Genomic DNA, 16421 nt, shown 5'->3' with positions numbered 1-16421 from the left:
GGGTGCTTAGCTCAGCTGGGAGAGCGTCGCCCTTACAAGGCGAATGTCGGGGGTTCGATCCCCTCAGCACCCACCATTTAGGAGTGGTAGTTCAGTTGGTTAGAATACCGGCCTGTCACGCCGGGGGTCGCGGGTTCGAGTCCCGTCCACTCCGCCATTGGTACAAAAAACCATTAATTTGAAAAAATTAATGGTTTTTTTTGCTCATCGAAAATGTGAGTTAATTTAGAACGCGATGCAATTAATAGGATGTTTATAAATGTCCCCTATAAAGTGCTATCAGTTGTTTAATAAATGCAGTTGCCAGCAGTAACGCCGCTTAATATCGTTTTCTTGGCTAGTGTCCTTGTTGTTGTAAAGGATAGTTTGTTCAAACTAACGCACACTAGCCTAAAATATGGTTTAATTTCCTCACATATAGTGCAATAGTGAATTCCCCTTTAGGATGCTGCGGCCACTGTCAATAAACATTAAATTGTTAATTCAGTGGTTTTATATAAACTGAGAGTATTGTCTTTTGAGACGACTGTTAAGCACTATTTTTTTAAATTTTTATGTGGATTATTTTTTATGTTAGATAGATTGCGGGTACACGTTAAAGGCTGGTTGGGTATGGTTATTCTTATAATGATCTCTATTCCATTTGCTTTGTTTGGCTTACAAAACTACACCAATGGTGGGTCCGAAAAAGCTGTCGCTGAAGTAGGGGATTATAAAATTTACCAAGCGGATGTTATTCAGGCTTATCAAAACCGTGTGGCTCAATTAAAAGAGCAATATGGTGATCAATACTCTGCTGACTTATTTAATCAAGAGGCAATACGCCAAGAGTCGTTGAATCGATTAATTCAAGAACAACTTGTTTTGCAAACAGTTAATAAAGATGGCTATGTCGCATCAAACAAGGCCGTTCTTGATGTAATTTCTAATATAGATGCCTTTCATAAAGACGGACGGTTTGATAAAACAACCTATGAGCAATTATTACAAGCAAGAGGCTTAACAACCACTGATTTTGTAGAAACGGTACGTGCAAGCATTGAACGAGAACAATTTATAAACTCTATTATAGGTACGACCTTAGTAGACGAGAGTGAAATAGATGAATTTCATCGTTTAACGAATCAAACTAGGGATATTAAGTATTTGTTGCTGCCTATTTCTTCAGTGGTTAATGAAGTGGTGGTAACAGATGAAGAGCTTAATGAACATTATTCACAAAATAAGCTTCTTTATAGATCACCTGAAGAAGCATCTATTGAATATATTTCATTAAACTTGTCTGACTTGATGTCGGAGGTTTCCCCGTCGAAAGATGAATTGTTAGCGTTCTATGAACGTGAGCGTCAGTCATTTACGGTATCCGGTCATCGAAGAGCGAGCCATATATTGATTGAAGCAACTGCTGATCTCGCAGATGCAGAGAGAGAGGAAAAGAGAGCAAAAGCCGACATGGTTTTAAGCCGACTTAACAAGGGAGAAAATTTTGCAAGCTTGGCTAAAGAGTTGTCTGAAGATATTGGTTCGGCTGAATCAGGTGGTGACTTAGGCATCATCACCGACGGTATGATGGGCGCAGAGTTTGAAAAAACGCTGGATTCTCTTGAAGAAGGCGAGGTTAGTAACGTAGTTCAAACTCAATACGGCTTTCATATTATAAAGCTGGTCTCAAAAGAGGCTGATAAGGTGCAACCATACGAAGCAGTAGAAGAGACAGTAACAGAGCTGTTTAAATTAAATGTTGCTAGCGAAAGGTTTTATCAACTAGCAGAGCGTTTTGCTGAGTTAGCGTTTGAAAATCCAGATTCATTAAACCCTATCGCTGATGAATTAGGGTTAACGGTTGAACAACAAACGGGTATTACACGTACTAGTGATGAGGGCATTGCTGCCAGTACTAAAGTGCGTCAGGCTGTGTTTAATGAAGATGTTTTAGCGGGTAATAATAGCGATGCAATTGAAATAGGCTCTGAGCATTTAGTTGTATTACGTATTAATGACTATGTACCTGAGGCAACAATGCCGTTAACCGCAGTAAAAGATAGAGTTGAATTGTCTGTTAAAAAAGATAAGGCTAATGAATTGTTAACACAGAAAGCGGCTGATTTACTATCTCAGCTAACATCAGGGGTAACGATTAATACCTTGTCAACGTCAGATGATGTCCTGCTTGAAGATATTGGACCGGTGACAAGGCATGATAAATCGGTTCCAGTAAAATTATTAAACGATGCGTTTAGTATGTCTCACCCAACACAGGGAAAACCCTCTTTTAAATTAAGTACGCTAGACAATGGCGATGTTGCGATTATTGAGTTGAGTAAAGTAACTGATGGCGACCCAACAGAGATGACAGAGACTTCACGCCAAACATTTAAGCAGTTTTTATCACGTTTAACTGGTGAAGTAATGTTGGCCGCAACAATAGAAAATTTAAGTGTTGAGGCAGACGTGGTTTTAGCTAATCAAGCACAATAAGTTGAAATGAAACTACACTGGCAAATTTTTATTGCAATTGGCTTAGCGATTATTGCGGGTATTGCAACAGGAGAAGAAGCGGGTATAGGTTCATTTACTTTTTATGATGTGTATGTATTTTTAGGTACGTTATTTCTTAATGCACTAAAAATGTTGATAGTCCCATTGATCTTGTCATCGATTATTTGTGGAATTGCAAATATGGGTAACTTAGGTGGTTTAGGTCGTTTAGGTGGGAAGACAATTACGTATTATCTGTCGACCAGTCTGGTTGCTATTTTAATCGGTTTGGTTTTGGTTAATATCGTAGAGCCAGGCATCATTGCTGGTGAACCAGTTCGTGATCGTGTTGGCTTAACGGAAGATATTACAGAGGTTGCTTCAAAGCTAGAAGGAAAAGGAGCTGCTGATATCACCGGTATATTTTTACGGATGGTGCCAACCAATATTGTCGCAGCAGCAGCCAATGGCCAAATGTTAGGGCTGATCTTTTTTGGACTATTATTTGGCTATTTTATGACTCAAATAATCGAACAAAGAAAAACAGTTTTGCTGACATTTTGGAATGCAGTATTGGATGTAATGATGAAAATGACCGATTGGGTCATGAAGTTTGCACCGATCGGTGTTTTTGGCTTAGTAGCTAAAGTAGTTGCTTCAACAGGCTTAGCTGCTTTTTTACCATTAGCCTATTTTTTCTTTACGGTATTAGGTGCTTTAGTTATTCATATGTTTGGTGTTATGCCATTAGTGTTGAAATACCTCGGTGGCGTTAAACCACTTCGCCATTACAAAGCGATGACCCCCGCATTGCTGACCTCTTTCTCAACAAGCTCGTCGTCAGCCACACTGCCCATTACGTTAGAGTGTGTTGAAAAAAACGCAGGTGTTTCAAATCGTACAAGTAGCTTTGTCTTGCCGTTAGGTGCAACTATTAATATGGATGGTACGGCGTTATACGAATGCGTGGCAGCTATGTTTATTGCTCAAGCTTATGGCTTAAGTTTAGGGTTTACTGAGCAGTTTCTTATTGTCCTAACAGCCTTGGTTACCTCGATTGGTGTAGCGGGTATTCCAGCGGCAAGTCTTGTTGCAATCAGTATTATTTTGGTAACAATAGGGCTTCCATTAGAGGGCATTGGGCTTATTCTTGCTGTCGATCGTGTTTTGGATATGTGTAGAACCAGCGTTAATGTATTTAGTGATTCTTGTGGTGCAGTTATTATTGCTCGAAGTGAAGGCGAAGATCAGGTTTTACAATCAAAATAAATCATCGTGAATAAGCCAGTAATTAAACTGCGTAGGGCAGCGGGTTTTCTCTTTTTAGTGCTATTAATGTCTGCTTGTACAGATAAGGCTTTAAATAACCCCTATGTTGAGGATCACGGAGAAGGCAAGGTCATATATTCGTCATTTTCTGAACGGCCTAAGCATCTTGATCCTGCGAAAGCGTACAGTTCAAATGAGTATGCCATTATTGCGCAGGTCTACGAACCATTATTTCAATATCATTATTTAAAACGCCCTTATCAATTAGAACCGCTAGCGGCCGCTAAAATGCCTTCGGTCAGCTACCTAAATGCGAAAGGTGAATATTTGTCAGACGATGCTGATGTGGCCAATATTGCTTTTAGTGAATATCATTTAACAATTAAAAATGATATTAAATTTCAGCCCCACCCGAGTTTTAATCTTGAATTACATAAAACATTGCCCGAGGGTTGGGATACTCGGTCTTTATACGACTTACCAACGGCAACACGTACATTAACGGTAGATGATTTTATTTATCAAATAAAGCGTTTGGCTGACCCAGCAACACAATCACCAATAGCCAGCTTAATGGCGAACTATATAGTGGGTTTTAAAGAGTTTTCAGAAAAACAAACGGCATTACAAAATAAATCGCCTAGATTAAGTAAAACTCAACGTTTGCACTCTGAGCAAATGACTGGCATCAAAAAATTAACGGGCCAACACTTTACGATTCGCATCAAAGGGAAATACCCACAGTTTATAAATTGGTTAGCAATGCCATTTTTTGCACCAATGCCCTGGGAAGCAGATGAGTTTTATTCAAACCCTCTATTGGTAGAAAAAAACATAACATTAGATTGGTTCCCTGTGGGAACAGGACCATATTTTTTGCAAGAAAATAACCCTAATAGACGAATGGTTCTGGCAAAAAACCCTAATTTTCATACGGAGTATTACCCTTCAGAAGCATACCCTGGTGCAGATATTCAGACCTTATTGATGGATTCAGGCAAACCATTACCCTTAACAGATAAAGTGATTTTCTCGTTAGAAAAAGAGAGCATTCCTTATTGGAATAAATTTTTACAAGGTTATTACGATGTTTCCGGTATTAGTTCAGATAGTTTTGACCAAGCGGTTAGTTTTTCGGCGCAAGGGGATGTTGGTTTAACCGATAATATGATTGCACGTGGCATTGGCCTACAAACAGCGGTGACAACATCGACCTATTATTTCGCGTTTAATATGTTAGATAATGTTGTTGGTGGTGATTCTGACAAGACTAGAAAGCTACGTCATGCTATTTCTATAGTTATGGATTATGAGGAATATATTTCAATTTTTCAAAATGGTCGTGGTGTTCCAGCACAAAGTATTATTCCTCCAGGTATTTTTGGTCATGTTGCTGGTAAGCAAGGGATGAACCCTGTTGTTTATAACTGGCGTGATGGCTTACGCAGACGGACTGTGGCTGAAGCAAGGGAGTTGCTGGCTGAGGCGGGCTACCCGAATGGGTTAGACCCAGCAACTGGGAAACCGTTGGTTTTATATTTTGACACAATGGACAGTGGGCCAGATAGTAAAGCTAGACTAAATTGGTTACGTAAACAGTTTGATAAACTTAATATTCAACTGGTTATTCGTAGTACAGATTACAATCGCTTCCAAGAAAAAATGCGTAATGGTAATGCGCAAATGTTTATGTGGGGTTGGAATGCAGATTACCCAGATCCTGAGAATTTTTTATTTTTGTTATATGGCAAAAATGCCAAATCAATTCATGGTGGTGAAAATGCTTCTAATTATCAAAATAAACAGTTTGATCGTTTGTTTGAGAAAATGAGCGCCATGGAAAATACCCCTGAACGCCAAGCGATCATTAAACAAATGGTAGCAATCAGCCAACAAGATGCACCGTGGTTATGGGGCTTTCATCCAAAAGCTTTTTCACTACATCATGCTTGGTATAAAAATGCATACCCCAATTTAATGGTCAATAATAAAACTAAATACATCAATATTGACCCTGAGATGAGGGATGAATATCAAAAGAAATGGAATGCGCCGGTTTATTGGCCATTAGTGTTCGTTTTATTGGTGATAGCCTGTTTACTATTACCTGCTTACATTATCTATCGGCGAATTGAGCGTTCCACAGCCCTATGATTAATTACATTATCAGACGTTTGTTTTATGTATTACCTGTGTTGCTTGGGGTCAATATATTAACGTTTGTACTATTTTTTATTGTTAACTCACCCGATGATATGGCGCGAATGCAACTGGGTGATAAACATGTGACTCAGGCTGCGGTTGATAACTGGAAGCAACAACGTGGCTATAACTTACCGTTACTGTGGAACAAGCAAGAAGCGGGTGTTAAACAGTTTTCGGAAACAATTTTTTTTGAAAAATCAGTGGGTTTGTTTGTATTTGATTTAGGCGTTTCTGATAGTGGTCGTGATATTGTTGCCGATATTTCGCAACGGATGTGGCCCAGTTTAGCTATCGCTATTCCATCATTAATATTTGGGGTATTAGCAAATATTACATTTGCCCTCTTATTAATATTTTATCGAGGCAGTATTTTAGAGTTTGGTGGTTTGTTTTTATGTATAGCCTTAATGTCTATTTCAGGGCTGTTTTATATTATTGCTGGTCAATATTTTGTAGGCAAGTTGTTAGCGCTAACCCCCATTTCTGGATATGCTCCGGGTGTCGATGCACTTAAGTTTATTATCCTACCTGTGTTGATTGGTGTGGTGTCTGGTTTAGGCTCTGGTGTTCGCTGGTACCGTACGTTATTTTTAGAAGAGGCTGCAAAGGATTATGTTAGAACAGCAAAAGCAAAGGGGCTGTCTGATATCGAAGTATTATTTAAACATGTGCTTAAAAATGCCATGATTCCAATTCTAACCGGCATTGTTGTGATATTACCCTTGCTCTTTATGGGGAGCTTGATTACCGAATCGTTTTTTGGAATACCGGGTTTAGGCAGTTACACCATTGACGCGATCAGTAGTCAAGACTTTGCTATTGTTCGTTCAATGGTGTTTCTTGGTTCATTTTTATACATTATTGGCCTGCTTTTGACCGATATTTCTTACACCTTGGTTGATCCAAGAGTACGGCTAGATTAATGCTGACGCTTTTATGGACAGATATGGCTGTGTTTGCCCTTGTGATCAGTGGGGTATGGGCTGTTTGCTATTCTCGAAAAAAAGAACATTTACGCCGGCCTTGGTTAAAAGTAATGAACAACTCGGTTGGCGTTATATCACTAACCGTTTTATTGGTGTTTTTATTGATTGGTACGTTAGATTCTATTCGGCTTGAGCATCATGAAACATTAGCGAATGGACAAATAAATGAACATGCAGAAGTCGTCAGTGTGTTGGATATCATATTGACGCCTTTGCGCACAAAGGTAGAGAAAACGTACTCTAAGCCTTTTGCACATTTGGCCTATGCTAAAGAAATGCGTGTCGATGCAAGCGGTGTTACTCGCTGGGTTTATCCTCCGTTGCTTCATGGAGGGGCGCATTTAGCTAAACCATCTAATAAGCAAAAAGATATCCTGGTTAAAATCTTACAAGGACTAGCAACGGGGGTTTTGGTCTGGTTCTTCTTAATAGCTATTTTTAAGCTGATAAGTAAACGTGCATTATTTACTGGCTCTAATGGCCTCAAGAGTTGTCTCTTAACGCTATTGGTTATATTTTGCTTAGTGTCTGTTTTAACAATGTTAGCACCTCATTACCATGTTTTAGGTACAGACAAGGTGGGCGAAGATGTGCTTTATCAAGCGATAAAAAGTATTCGTACAGGCTTGGTTATTGGTGCACTGACAACCATTGTTATGTTGCCTATAGCGATTACTTTTGGCTTAACCGCTGGGTTTTTTCGTGGTTGGATAGACGATGTTATTCAATACCTCTATACCACCCTAAGCTCCATTCCTAGTGTGTTACTGATAGCTGCAGCTATCTTAATGGCGCAGGTCTATATGGCAAATAACCCTGAATTATTTACCACAGTAGAAGACAGAGCGGATATGCGGCTCTTGCTGCTGTGTATGATTTTAGGTATTACGAGTTGGACAGGGCTTTGTCGACTATTACGTGCGGAAACCTTGAAAATTCGCGAAATGGACTATGTTGTTGCTGCCCGAGCATTAGGTGTTGGAAAGTTTCAATTGTTGAAGCGGCATGTGCTGCCTAATGTCATGCATTTAGTGATGATTACTATTGTGCTCGATTTTAGTGGATTAGTGCTGGCCGAAGCGGTTCTGTCTTATATAAATATAGGTGTTGATCCATCAACCTACAGCTGGGGCAATATGATTAATACATCGCGGTTAGAAATGGCGCGTGAGCCGATTGTTTGGTGGTCTTTAACCGCGGCGTTTATTTTTATGTTTACCTTGGTGTTAGCGGCTAATTTATTTGCGGATGTCGTACGGGATGCTTTTGACCCAAGATCAATATAATTGAAAGCGTAGATTAACTTAAATTAAATTTGTAACGTATTGAATAATGAATAAATATATTTTCCATGATGCTCTTTTTTCTGATCAAGACCTTTCTTATATCAGTAAGGTTTTTGATACAAAAGCTGAACCTAACGATGGGTTTTATAGCTTAACGAGTCCACAGCTTGTTGAGCTTTCAGCAGTACGCCAGGCATTAAACTGCGATGTAAGTCGGTTACCAGATCATTTCGATGGACAGCAAGTACGCTTAATAGTCACTGATATGGACTCAACATTAATTTCTATTGAATGTATTGATGAAATTGCTGATATGTTAGGTATCAAGCCAAAAGTGTCGAGTATTACAGAAGCTGCGATGCGTGGTGAGTTAAATTTTGAAGAGTCGTTGACTCAACGAGTTGCGTTATTGAAAGGGTTACCTGTCGGGGAGTTGCAGCGTGTCTATGATGAACGGTTAAAGCTAAACCCGGGTGCAGAGAAACTTAATGATTATTTAAAGCAGTCAAAGATAAAGTTGGCCCTAGTGTCAGGTGGTTTTACTTTTTTTACTGAAAAATTAAAAAACAGATTAAACCTAGATTACACACTAGCTAATACCTTGGAAGTTGCTGATGGTTGCCTAACCGGTGCAGTGGAGGGTGATATTGTTGGCGCACAATCAAAAGCAGATTTGTTATTAGCGTTGTCTAAGGAATTGGGGTTAGCGCAGCATCAAGTGATAGCAATGGGTGATGGCGCCAATGATTTGTTGATGATGAATTGTGCTGGTTTAAGCGTGGCTTATCATGCAAAACCAACCGTTCAGGCTCAAACGGATATTCAATTAAACCATCGTGGTTTAGATGCTGTGGTTGATCTACTAAAAGCTTAATTAAGATGCGCGCACCGATACTGTCCGTTGACGGACTGATGACTCAATTTAATCAACCGTCTGAAACGGTTAAAGCGGTTGATGGTGTAAGTTTTGACATTGCTGAAGGGGAGACCTTTGCACTGGTTGGTGAGTCGGGTTGTGGCAAGTCAGTGACTGCTTTATCAGTAATGAGGCTGTTGTCTAATAACGCGCAAATAACAGCAGGAAAGGTACTATATCGGGGCGTCGATCTATTACGGGTGGCAGAAAAAGATATGCGTCAGGTACGTGGGGCGCGTATATCGATGATATTTCAAGATCCAATGACATCGTTGAACCCAGTGCTAAGTATTGGGGAGCAGATTGCAGAAGCAGTTTTAGTACATAAGAAACAAGCCGCTGAGGATGTAAGAAAACGTGTCATAGGATTGATTAAACAAGTCGGCATACCGGATGCAGATGAACGTTATGCTGATTACCCCCATCAATTATCCGGAGGAATGAGACAGCGAGTGATGATTGCCATTGCGTTAGCAAATGAGCCTGATTTATTGATTGCCGATGAGCCGACAACAGCGCTAGATGTAACTATCCAAACGCAAATTCTACAGTTGCTTAAAGAATTGCAGCGAGAAATGGGGATGTCGTTATGGATTATCACGCATGACTTGGGCATTGTGTCTGATATGGCTGACAAAGTTGCGGTGATGTATGCAGGGCAGTTAGTTGAAATGGCATCGCGAGATGACTTTTTTAAAAAGCCAGTACATCCTTATAGTCAGCGTTTATTTGATGCTGTTCCTAAAATGGAAAAGCGCAAGGAGTCGTTGGTAACCCTGCCAGGCACAGTTCCTAAGCTATCGCAGCCATTTGCTGGCTGCCGGTTTGCAGATCGTTGTGATTTTAAACAGTCGTCTTGTGTAGATTCGACTATGGTTGAGTGGACCGAGGTATCTAATACACATCAAGTAAGGTGTATAAGAGTAGGCGAGCTTGAACTGGTTGAGAAACTAGGGACTACATTGGCTTCTTCAAATGAAGATGCGGTAAACCATTCATCGTTAACGGTTAATCAACTAAAAGTTTATTTTCCGATCAAGAAAGGCTTGCTAAAGCGCACGGTTGGGCAGGTTAAGGCGGTAGATGAGGTTAGTTTGGAATTAACAGCAGGCAGTACAACTGCGTTAGTTGGGGAGTCCGGTTGTGGCAAAACCACGTTAGGAAAAGCACTGTTACGATTGTTGCCTATTACATCGGGTGATGTTGTATATAAAGGGCAGAATATCGCAAAGCTCTCAGAAAAAGCTTTTCAAGCATACCGCCAGCAGCTGCAAATTATTTTCCAAGATCCATTTTCATCGATGAACCCAAGAATGCTGGTTGGTGATATTTTGGAGGAAGGAATTAGGGCGTTAAAACCTAATTTAAGTGATGCCGATGTTGTGCGTGAGTGCAACAGCTTACTGCTTAAAGTTGGCTTAACAACAGAGGTTAGATTACGTTATCCTCACGAGTTTTCAGGTGGGCAGCGTCAACGTCTTTGTATTGCCCGTGCTTTGGCGGTTAATCCGTCAGTAATTGTTTGTGATGAACCAACCAGTGCATTAGATGTTTCTGTGCAAGCGCAAGTTTTAAATTTGTTGAAACAACTGCAACATGAGCAAGGGCTTAGTTATTTATTTATTACTCATGATCTGTCAGTGGTGGCTTATTTAGCTGATAAGGTTGCCGTTATGTATTTAGGGCGAATTGTTGAATATGGCAAGGTTGAAGAGGTACTTAATCGCCCGGCTCACCCTTATACAAAGGCATTGATTGAAGCAGTTCCTAGCTGGGATAAAGATTTGGGGAAAAAGGTCATTAAACTACCAGATAATATGCCATCACCCGCTAATCCGCCAACTGGCTGCCATTTCCATACACGTTGTGATCAAGCGATGGCTGATTGTAGCCAAATCAAACCGACTGATGTGTTATTGAGTGAAAGCCATAAAGTAGCCTGTTTGTTGTATCGGTAAACGTAGCTTGTTATGTCCTGGTGACATCAACAATAATTTTTAGTTTTTGTCCTGGCTTCAGGTATTTCTTATTTAAGGTGTTCCAACGTTTCAAATCTATAATGCTAACGTTGAACTTCCTAGAAATAAGGTACAAAGAGTCACCGCTTTTTACGGTATAGCGAATAGTCTGGTTTTTACGTTTAGAGGCGAGTTGCGTACGCGGGCTTGGATGTGTTGGGTGCTGACTCCAAATAACCAGCTTTTGACCAATTCTTAAGGTATCTCTGGGGGCCATTGCATTCCATTTAGCTAAGCTGCGAACGCCCACTCCGTATTGTTTAGCAATACTCCAGAATGAATCGCCTGACTGAACGTAATACTCTACTTTTTGCCCCTGGCGCGAGGTGTTAATAATGTCACTTTTACGCATATCCGCACTACTAGCGTATAAACGATTATTGTAATTAGCCGTAGGTATAAGTAGATGCTTGCCAGCTCTGATCAGGTTGTTTTTAATAGGGTTAGCTTGTTTTATTTGTGTAACCGTCGTGCGGTAACGTCTAGCAATTTGTCCCAAAGTTTCGCCGTTTTTAACTTTATGGCGAACCCACTTTAAGCGTTGTGAGTCGGGTAAAACAGCCAATTTAGTTTTAAAATCGGCAGATTTAGACACAGGAAGTAGTAGGTAATGGGGCCCTTCAGGGCTGGTTGCCCATTGGTTAAATGAAGGGTTAAGAATGTATAAGTCTTCAATGCTAATTTCGGCAAGCTCAGCGGCGCGAGCAAGGTCAAGTTGTTTTGTAATGTTTACTTTTTCAAAAAATGGCTCATTAGGGATATCGATGAGTGTTACATTGTACTTGTCAGCATTTGCAAGAATACTTGCAATGGCAATTAATTTGGGGACGTAATGTCGCGTTTCTTTGCGAAGGCTAAGTGCCCAAAAATCAGTTGGGCGACCGAGTCGCCTGTTCTTTCTCATTGCTGACGACACAGAACCGCCGCCTGCATTATAGCCAGCTAAGGCAAGAAACCAATCATCATCAAATCGTTTAGATAGTTTTGTAAGGTAAGTTAAAGCAGCATTTGTAGAAGCGTACACATCACGTCGCCCATCATACCACCAAGTTTGTTTTAAGCCGTATGCGACACCAGTAGAGGGGATGAACTGCCATAAACCAGCAGCTCTGCCATGCGAATAAGCAAAGGGTTTATAAGCACTTTCAACAATGGGTAAGAGGGCAAGTTCACCGGGAAGTCCGCGTTTTTCTATTTCATTAACGATATGGAAAAGATACGGTTTTGCATTTTGTTGAACGCGTATTAAATAGTCAGGGTGTTTGCTGTACCAGTCAATCTCAGCTTGGATGCGGTCGTTTTCAATGGTCGGGAATTGATACAATGAGAACAAACGAGACCAGAGATTTTTCGACAAATTGACGTTAGATGAAGGCGTTTTTTGAACAGCCTTTATAGTGCTTGAACCGGCTAGCGATTGTGCTTCAGTAGAAGGGTTTAGTTCAGCTGTTGGCGTCGGTTTAAGCTGTATCGGGGTACAAGAAATAAGTATAGTAAAGCTGGCAAATAAAAGAAAACTGATCGTTTTATTTGTGATTAAATATCGCATTGAATTGGGCTAGTTGTGACGGGTTAGTTTAATGTACTAATTATAGGTTGTTTAATTAATGGTAGACAGAAAAAACTCATTTATAGGCAGCACTAGCGAACTTCGTCATTGGTTTGAGTCGCCTATTGGGCAAATTTTTCGGCAAACGGAATCTGTTTTATTAAGTGAAAAACTCAAAGAGGGGTTTCACCCAGAAGTATTACAGCTTGATTTTATCGGTTGGGAAGACGAGCTTCATGAAGCAATGCGTTTTGCTCATTACACTATTTTGGACCATGAGTTAAACAAGACGACAAACTACCCATGCATCGTCGGGGAGGCCGATAGTTTACCGATAGAAACGCATAGTGTAGATGTTGTTATTATGCCGCATACATTAGAGTTTGAAGAAAACCCTCACCAAGTTTTGCGCGAAGTAGATCGAGTATTAAGGCCTGAAGGCATTATCTTATTGATGGGGTTTAATCCATGGTCTTTTTGGCATTTACCTCGATTTTTACCAAAAGTGATGAAAAAAACACCTTGGAACGGTCATTTTATTAGTCGTTATCGGGTGGTCGATTGGTTAAGGTTGTTGAATTTCGAGATTGAAAAAAGCAAAGGTTGCTGTTTGTTTCCATTGCATAAAAAAGAAGCGACGACGACACGACAAAAACTTATTGAAAAGGTACTGGCCTGTTTGCCCTTTTTGCCAGCCGCATATTTTGTAATGGGTGTTAAGCGTGTTTCAGGTGGCACGCCTATTTTTCATTTAAAAGATTTAAAAAAACGATTTATTTCACCTCTAACTGAACCAGCGACAAAGATAATACATGTTAAAAAAGAGCGTACAAATATACACTGACGGCGCATGCCGAGGAAACCCAGGAATAGGCGGTTGGGGCGCCAGTTTGCAATACAACGGGACTAAAAAAGAAATTTACGGGGGAGAGCTAGAAACGACCAATAACCGTATGGAGCTAACCGCGGTAATTGAAGCGTTGAAACTATTAAAAGAACCAGCGGAATTAACCATCAATAGTGACTCTAAATATGTTTTAAGTGGCATTAATGAGTGGTTACCCAACTGGAAAAAAAGAAACTGGAAAACGGCGAGTAGAAAGCCCGTTAAAAATGTGGATCTTTGGCAACAATTAGATGCATTGGCTCAACCGCACACTATTAAATGGGTTTGGGTTAAAGGGCATAGTGGTAATGTAGGTAATGATAGGGCCGATGAGCTGGCAAATATGGGTATAGATTCATTATGAGACAAATTATTTTAGATACTGAAACCACTGGGCTTGAGCCAAAACAGGGGCACCGTATTATCGAGGTAGGATGCGTTGAGTTGGTTAATAGACGTTTAACAGGGAACAATTTCCATTATTACTTGAATCCGCAGCGAGATATTGATGAAGGGGCTGTTGAGGTGCATGGTTTAACAGCTGAGTTTTTAGCGGATAAACCGTTATATGAGAATATTGCAGAAGAACTTTTCGAGTATCTAAAAGGAGCCGAAGTGATTATTCACAACGCGGCATTTGACGTTGGCTTTATTAATCATGAATACAGTTTGATGGGTTCGGATCATACAGATATGGCATCGTGGTGTGAGGTGACAGACTCTCTGCATATGGCTAGAAAGATGTTTCCTGGCCAACGCAATAGCTTAGATGCGCTTTGCAAGCGCTTTGAGATAGACAATAGCCAACGAACGTTGCATGGCGCTTTGTTAGATGCTGAGATTCTAGCCGATGTGTATTTGATGATGACCGGTGGGCAGAACTCCCTGTTTGCTGATGAGCATCAAACGGATACTGTATTTGAGCCTAAAATGTTAGATAAGAATCGCCAGCTTTTACCAGTTATTAAGGCGAGCAGTGACGAGTTAGAAAAGCACGCTGAGCGAATTGAAATGATTAATAAGGCGTCCGGTGGCCAATGTGTTTGGGATAAAATTAACCAAACTGCTCAGTAGATATAAGGCGTGTAAATATTAAGAAAAGTCATTGGTTTTAAATAGAGACTATTTGTCGATCATGAGCAAATGACTTAATGCGATGTAACGAGCCATTACGGGGCTGCTAAAGCCTTAACGAAAGTTATTATTTTGTGATGGCTTCATTTAGTAACAGTTTTTTGCTGACTTCAATGAAACTTACCCTCGTTGAGTATAAAATATCGCTTTTATTTTATCTGGTGATTTTAAATGACAGTCCGTACACGATTTGCTCCTAGCCCCACAGGTTACCTACATGTTGGTGGCGCAAGAACAGCCTTATTTTCATGGTTATATGCTAAAAAAACAAAAGGGCAGTTTGTATTAAGAATAGAAGACACCGACCGTGAACGGTCTACAGACGAATCTGTGCAAGCTATTTTTGATGGTATGAAGTGGCTTGGACTGTCCCACGATGAAGGGCCTTTTTTTCAAACAGAGCGATTTCCCCGTTATCAAGAAATTATTGAACAGCTATTAGAACAAGGTGACGCTTATTATTGTTATTGTTCTGCTGAAGAAGTAGAAGCAATGCGTGAGCAGCAGCGTGCTAATAAACAAAAACCACGTTATAACGGGAAGTGCCGACACCGTACAGAAGCTGTTGAAGGCGTGTCACCCGTGGTACGCTTTAAAAACCCAGAAACGGGTATGGTTGTTTTTGATGATTTGGTACGCGGCGAAATATCCATTGCTAATGACGAGTTAGATGATCTGGTTATTGCCCGATCAGATGGCACACCAACGTATAACTTAACCGTTGTGGTGGATGACTTAGATATGAATATGACGCATGTGATACGCGGCGATGATCATATCAACAATACACCTCGACAAATCAACATTATGAAAGCACTTGGTGCTCAGGAACCTCGATTTGCACATGTGCCGATGATTCTTGGCGACGATGGCGCACGATTATCCAAACGACATGGTGCGGTTAGTGTTATGCAATATCGCGATGACGGTTTTCTACCCGAGGCCTTATTGAATTATTTGGTTCGTTTAGGCTGGTCTCATGGTGACAAAGAGTTGTTTACACAAGCTGAAATGATTGAGCTATTTGATATTAAAGATGTCAATAGAACCGCCTCAACATTCAATACAGAGAAACTACTTTGGATTAATCAACAATACATTATAAATAGTGACCCTAAGCGGTTGGTTGAGCCATTAAGTGAACAATTAGTAGCGCAAGGTTGTGATGTGGATAAGGGACCATCTATTATAGAGCTTGTAAAAACACAGCAAGAGCGCGCTAAAACATTAAAAGAAATGGCCGAGAAAAGCTTAATGTTCTATAACGATTATGAGGAGTTTGATGACAAGGCGGCAAAAAAGAATTTAAAACAAGCCGGTCTAGAGTCGCTAGAATTATTACTCACTAAATTTGAAGTATTAGAAGACTGGTCAAAGGAACCCTTGCATCAGGTTATTTTAGATACCGCTGAAACCTTAGATTTAAAACTGGGTAAGGTCGCTCAACCTTTACGTGTTGCACTATCAGGAACGTCAGTTTCACCCGCATTAGATGCGACTCTTTTTCTACTTGGGAAAGAAAAATGTCTGAAAAATATCAAAAGAGGAATAAATTACATAAAAAATAGAATTCTTCTGCAAGAAAGCTAGACACTTAGTTCATCATTCAGTACAATTCGCGTCCTGCCAAGAGGGGCCATAGCTCAGCTGGGAGAGCGCAACACTGGCAGTGTTGAGGTCAGCGGTTCGATCCC

At 40.4% G+C, this 16421-nt stretch carries 12 protein-coding genes and 2 tRNA genes; 13 read left to right on the top strand and 1 reads right to left on the bottom strand.

Features of this window, described 5'->3' with window-relative positions:
* From KUG63_RS09345 to KUG63_RS09305, 9 genes are all read left to right on the top strand, one after another.
* Positions 1–76 (top strand) — tRNA-Val (locus KUG63_RS09345).
* Positions 77–80: 4 nt separating this feature from the next.
* Positions 81–157: transfer RNA gene (locus KUG63_RS09340), tRNA-Asp, on the top strand.
* A 413-nt stretch (positions 158–570) separates the two neighbouring features.
* Positions 571–2478 (top strand): SurA N-terminal domain-containing protein, encoded by a 1908-nt coding sequence (locus tag KUG63_RS09335; RefSeq protein ID WP_277642590.1) that lies wholly within the window; start codon positions 571–573, stop codon positions 2476–2478.
* A gap of 6 nt (positions 2479–2484) precedes the next feature.
* Positions 2485–3747 (top strand): dicarboxylate/amino acid:cation symporter, encoded by a 1263-nt coding sequence (locus KUG63_RS09330; protein WP_016389460.1) that lies wholly within the window; start codon positions 2485–2487, stop codon positions 3745–3747.
* A gap of 66 nt (positions 3748–3813) precedes the next feature.
* The gene (locus tag KUG63_RS09325) at positions 3814–5901 is read left to right on the top strand and encodes an ABC transporter substrate-binding protein (RefSeq protein ID WP_287554967.1); all 2088 of its coding nucleotides are present in this window, start codon (positions 3814–3816) and stop codon (positions 5899–5901) included.
* Positions 5898–6875, top strand: a complete 978-nt coding sequence (locus tag KUG63_RS09320) for an ABC transporter permease (RefSeq protein WP_015005759.1) — start codon at positions 5898–5900, stop codon at positions 6873–6875. Before KUG63_RS09325 ends, KUG63_RS09320 begins: the two co-directional genes overlap by 4 nt.
* Positions 6875–8224, top strand: coding sequence for an ABC transporter permease (locus KUG63_RS09315; RefSeq protein ID WP_287017485.1), 1350 nt, complete (start codon positions 6875–6877; stop codon positions 8222–8224). Before KUG63_RS09320 ends, KUG63_RS09315 begins: the two co-directional genes overlap by 1 nt.
* A 46-nt stretch (positions 8225–8270) precedes the next feature.
* Positions 8271–9098 (top strand): phosphoserine phosphatase SerB, encoded by an 828-nt coding sequence (serB, locus tag KUG63_RS09310; RefSeq protein ID WP_015005761.1) that lies wholly within the window; start codon positions 8271–8273, stop codon positions 9096–9098.
* Between the two features lie 5 nt (positions 9099–9103).
* On the top strand, positions 9104–11098 hold the full coding sequence (locus KUG63_RS09305) for a dipeptide ABC transporter ATP-binding protein (RefSeq protein WP_287554963.1): 1995 nt from the start codon (positions 9104–9106) through the stop codon (positions 11096–11098).
* 10 nt (positions 11099–11108) lie between these two features.
* Here the strand turns inward: KUG63_RS09305 and KUG63_RS09300 are convergent, their stop codons facing one another.
* Positions 11109–12707 (bottom strand): LysM peptidoglycan-binding domain-containing protein, encoded by a 1599-nt coding sequence (locus KUG63_RS09300; RefSeq protein ID WP_287554961.1) that lies wholly within the window; start codon positions 12705–12707, stop codon positions 11109–11111.
* 58 nt (positions 12708–12765) lie between these two features.
* On the opposite strand from KUG63_RS09300, the gene KUG63_RS09295 reads away from it, so the two are divergent.
* The 4 genes from KUG63_RS09295 to gltX all read left to right on the top strand — a co-directional run bounded on the left by KUG63_RS09295 (position 12766) and on the right by gltX (position 16317).
* Positions 12766–13551, top strand: a complete 786-nt coding sequence (locus tag KUG63_RS09295) for a class I SAM-dependent methyltransferase (protein ID WP_015005764.1) — start codon at positions 12766–12768, stop codon at positions 13549–13551.
* Positions 13520–13957, top strand: a complete 438-nt coding sequence (gene rnhA / locus KUG63_RS09290; protein ID WP_015005765.1) for a ribonuclease HI — start codon at positions 13520–13522, stop codon at positions 13955–13957. Before KUG63_RS09295 ends, rnhA begins: the two co-directional genes overlap by 32 nt.
* The gene (gene dnaQ / locus KUG63_RS09285; RefSeq protein WP_287554959.1) at positions 13954–14667 is read left to right on the top strand and encodes a DNA polymerase III subunit epsilon; all 714 of its coding nucleotides are present in this window, start codon (positions 13954–13956) and stop codon (positions 14665–14667) included. Before rnhA ends, dnaQ begins: the two co-directional genes overlap by 4 nt.
* A gap of 231 nt (positions 14668–14898) precedes the next feature.
* Positions 14899–16317, top strand: a complete 1419-nt coding sequence (gene gltX / locus KUG63_RS09280; protein ID WP_287554957.1) for a glutamate--tRNA ligase — start codon at positions 14899–14901, stop codon at positions 16315–16317.
* Positions 16318–16421 lie beyond the last annotated feature (104 nt).

The sequence above is a fragment of the Cycloclasticus sp. genome, assembly GCF_019090545.1.
GTDB lineage: Bacteria > Pseudomonadota > Gammaproteobacteria > Methylococcales > Cycloclasticaceae > Cycloclasticus > Cycloclasticus pugetii.
The sequence above is the reverse complement of the archived record's forward strand: the minus strand, read 5'-3'. Positions and strand labels throughout refer to the sequence as shown.

What these genes read in the sequence shown, in the direction of transcription:
- KUG63_RS09305 (WP_287554963.1), top strand. Translation starts at nt 9,104, where the DNA reads ATGCGCGCACCGATACTGTCCGTTGACGGACTGATGACTCAATTTAAT.
- KUG63_RS09325 (WP_287554967.1), top strand. Translation starts at nt 3,814, where the DNA reads ATGTCTGCTTGTACAGATAAGGCTTTAAATAACCCCTATGTTGAGGAT.
- dnaQ (WP_287554959.1), top strand. Translation starts at nt 13,954, where the DNA reads ATGAGACAAATTATTTTAGATACTGAAACCACTGGGCTTGAGCCAAAA.
- KUG63_RS09320 (WP_015005759.1), top strand. Translation starts at nt 5,898, where the DNA reads ATGATTAATTACATTATCAGACGTTTGTTTTATGTATTACCTGTGTTG.
- gltX (WP_287554957.1), top strand. Translation starts at nt 14,899, where the DNA reads ATGACAGTCCGTACACGATTTGCTCCTAGCCCCACAGGTTACCTACAT.
- KUG63_RS09295 (WP_015005764.1), top strand. Translation starts at nt 12,766, where the DNA reads ATGGTAGACAGAAAAAACTCATTTATAGGCAGCACTAGCGAACTTCGT.
- serB (WP_015005761.1), top strand. Translation starts at nt 8,271, where the DNA reads ATGAATAAATATATTTTCCATGATGCTCTTTTTTCTGATCAAGACCTT.
- rnhA (WP_015005765.1), top strand. Translation starts at nt 13,520, where the DNA reads ATGTTAAAAAAGAGCGTACAAATATACACTGACGGCGCATGCCGAGGA.
- KUG63_RS09300 (WP_287554961.1), bottom strand. Translation starts at nt 12,707, where the DNA reads ATGCGATATTTAATCACAAATAAAACGATCAGTTTTCTTTTATTTGCC.
- KUG63_RS09335 (WP_277642590.1), top strand. Translation starts at nt 571, where the DNA reads ATGTTAGATAGATTGCGGGTACACGTTAAAGGCTGGTTGGGTATGGTT.
- KUG63_RS09315 (WP_287017485.1), top strand. Translation starts at nt 6,875, where the DNA reads ATGCTGACGCTTTTATGGACAGATATGGCTGTGTTTGCCCTTGTGATC.
- KUG63_RS09330 (WP_016389460.1), top strand. Translation starts at nt 2,485, where the DNA reads ATGAAACTACACTGGCAAATTTTTATTGCAATTGGCTTAGCGATTATT.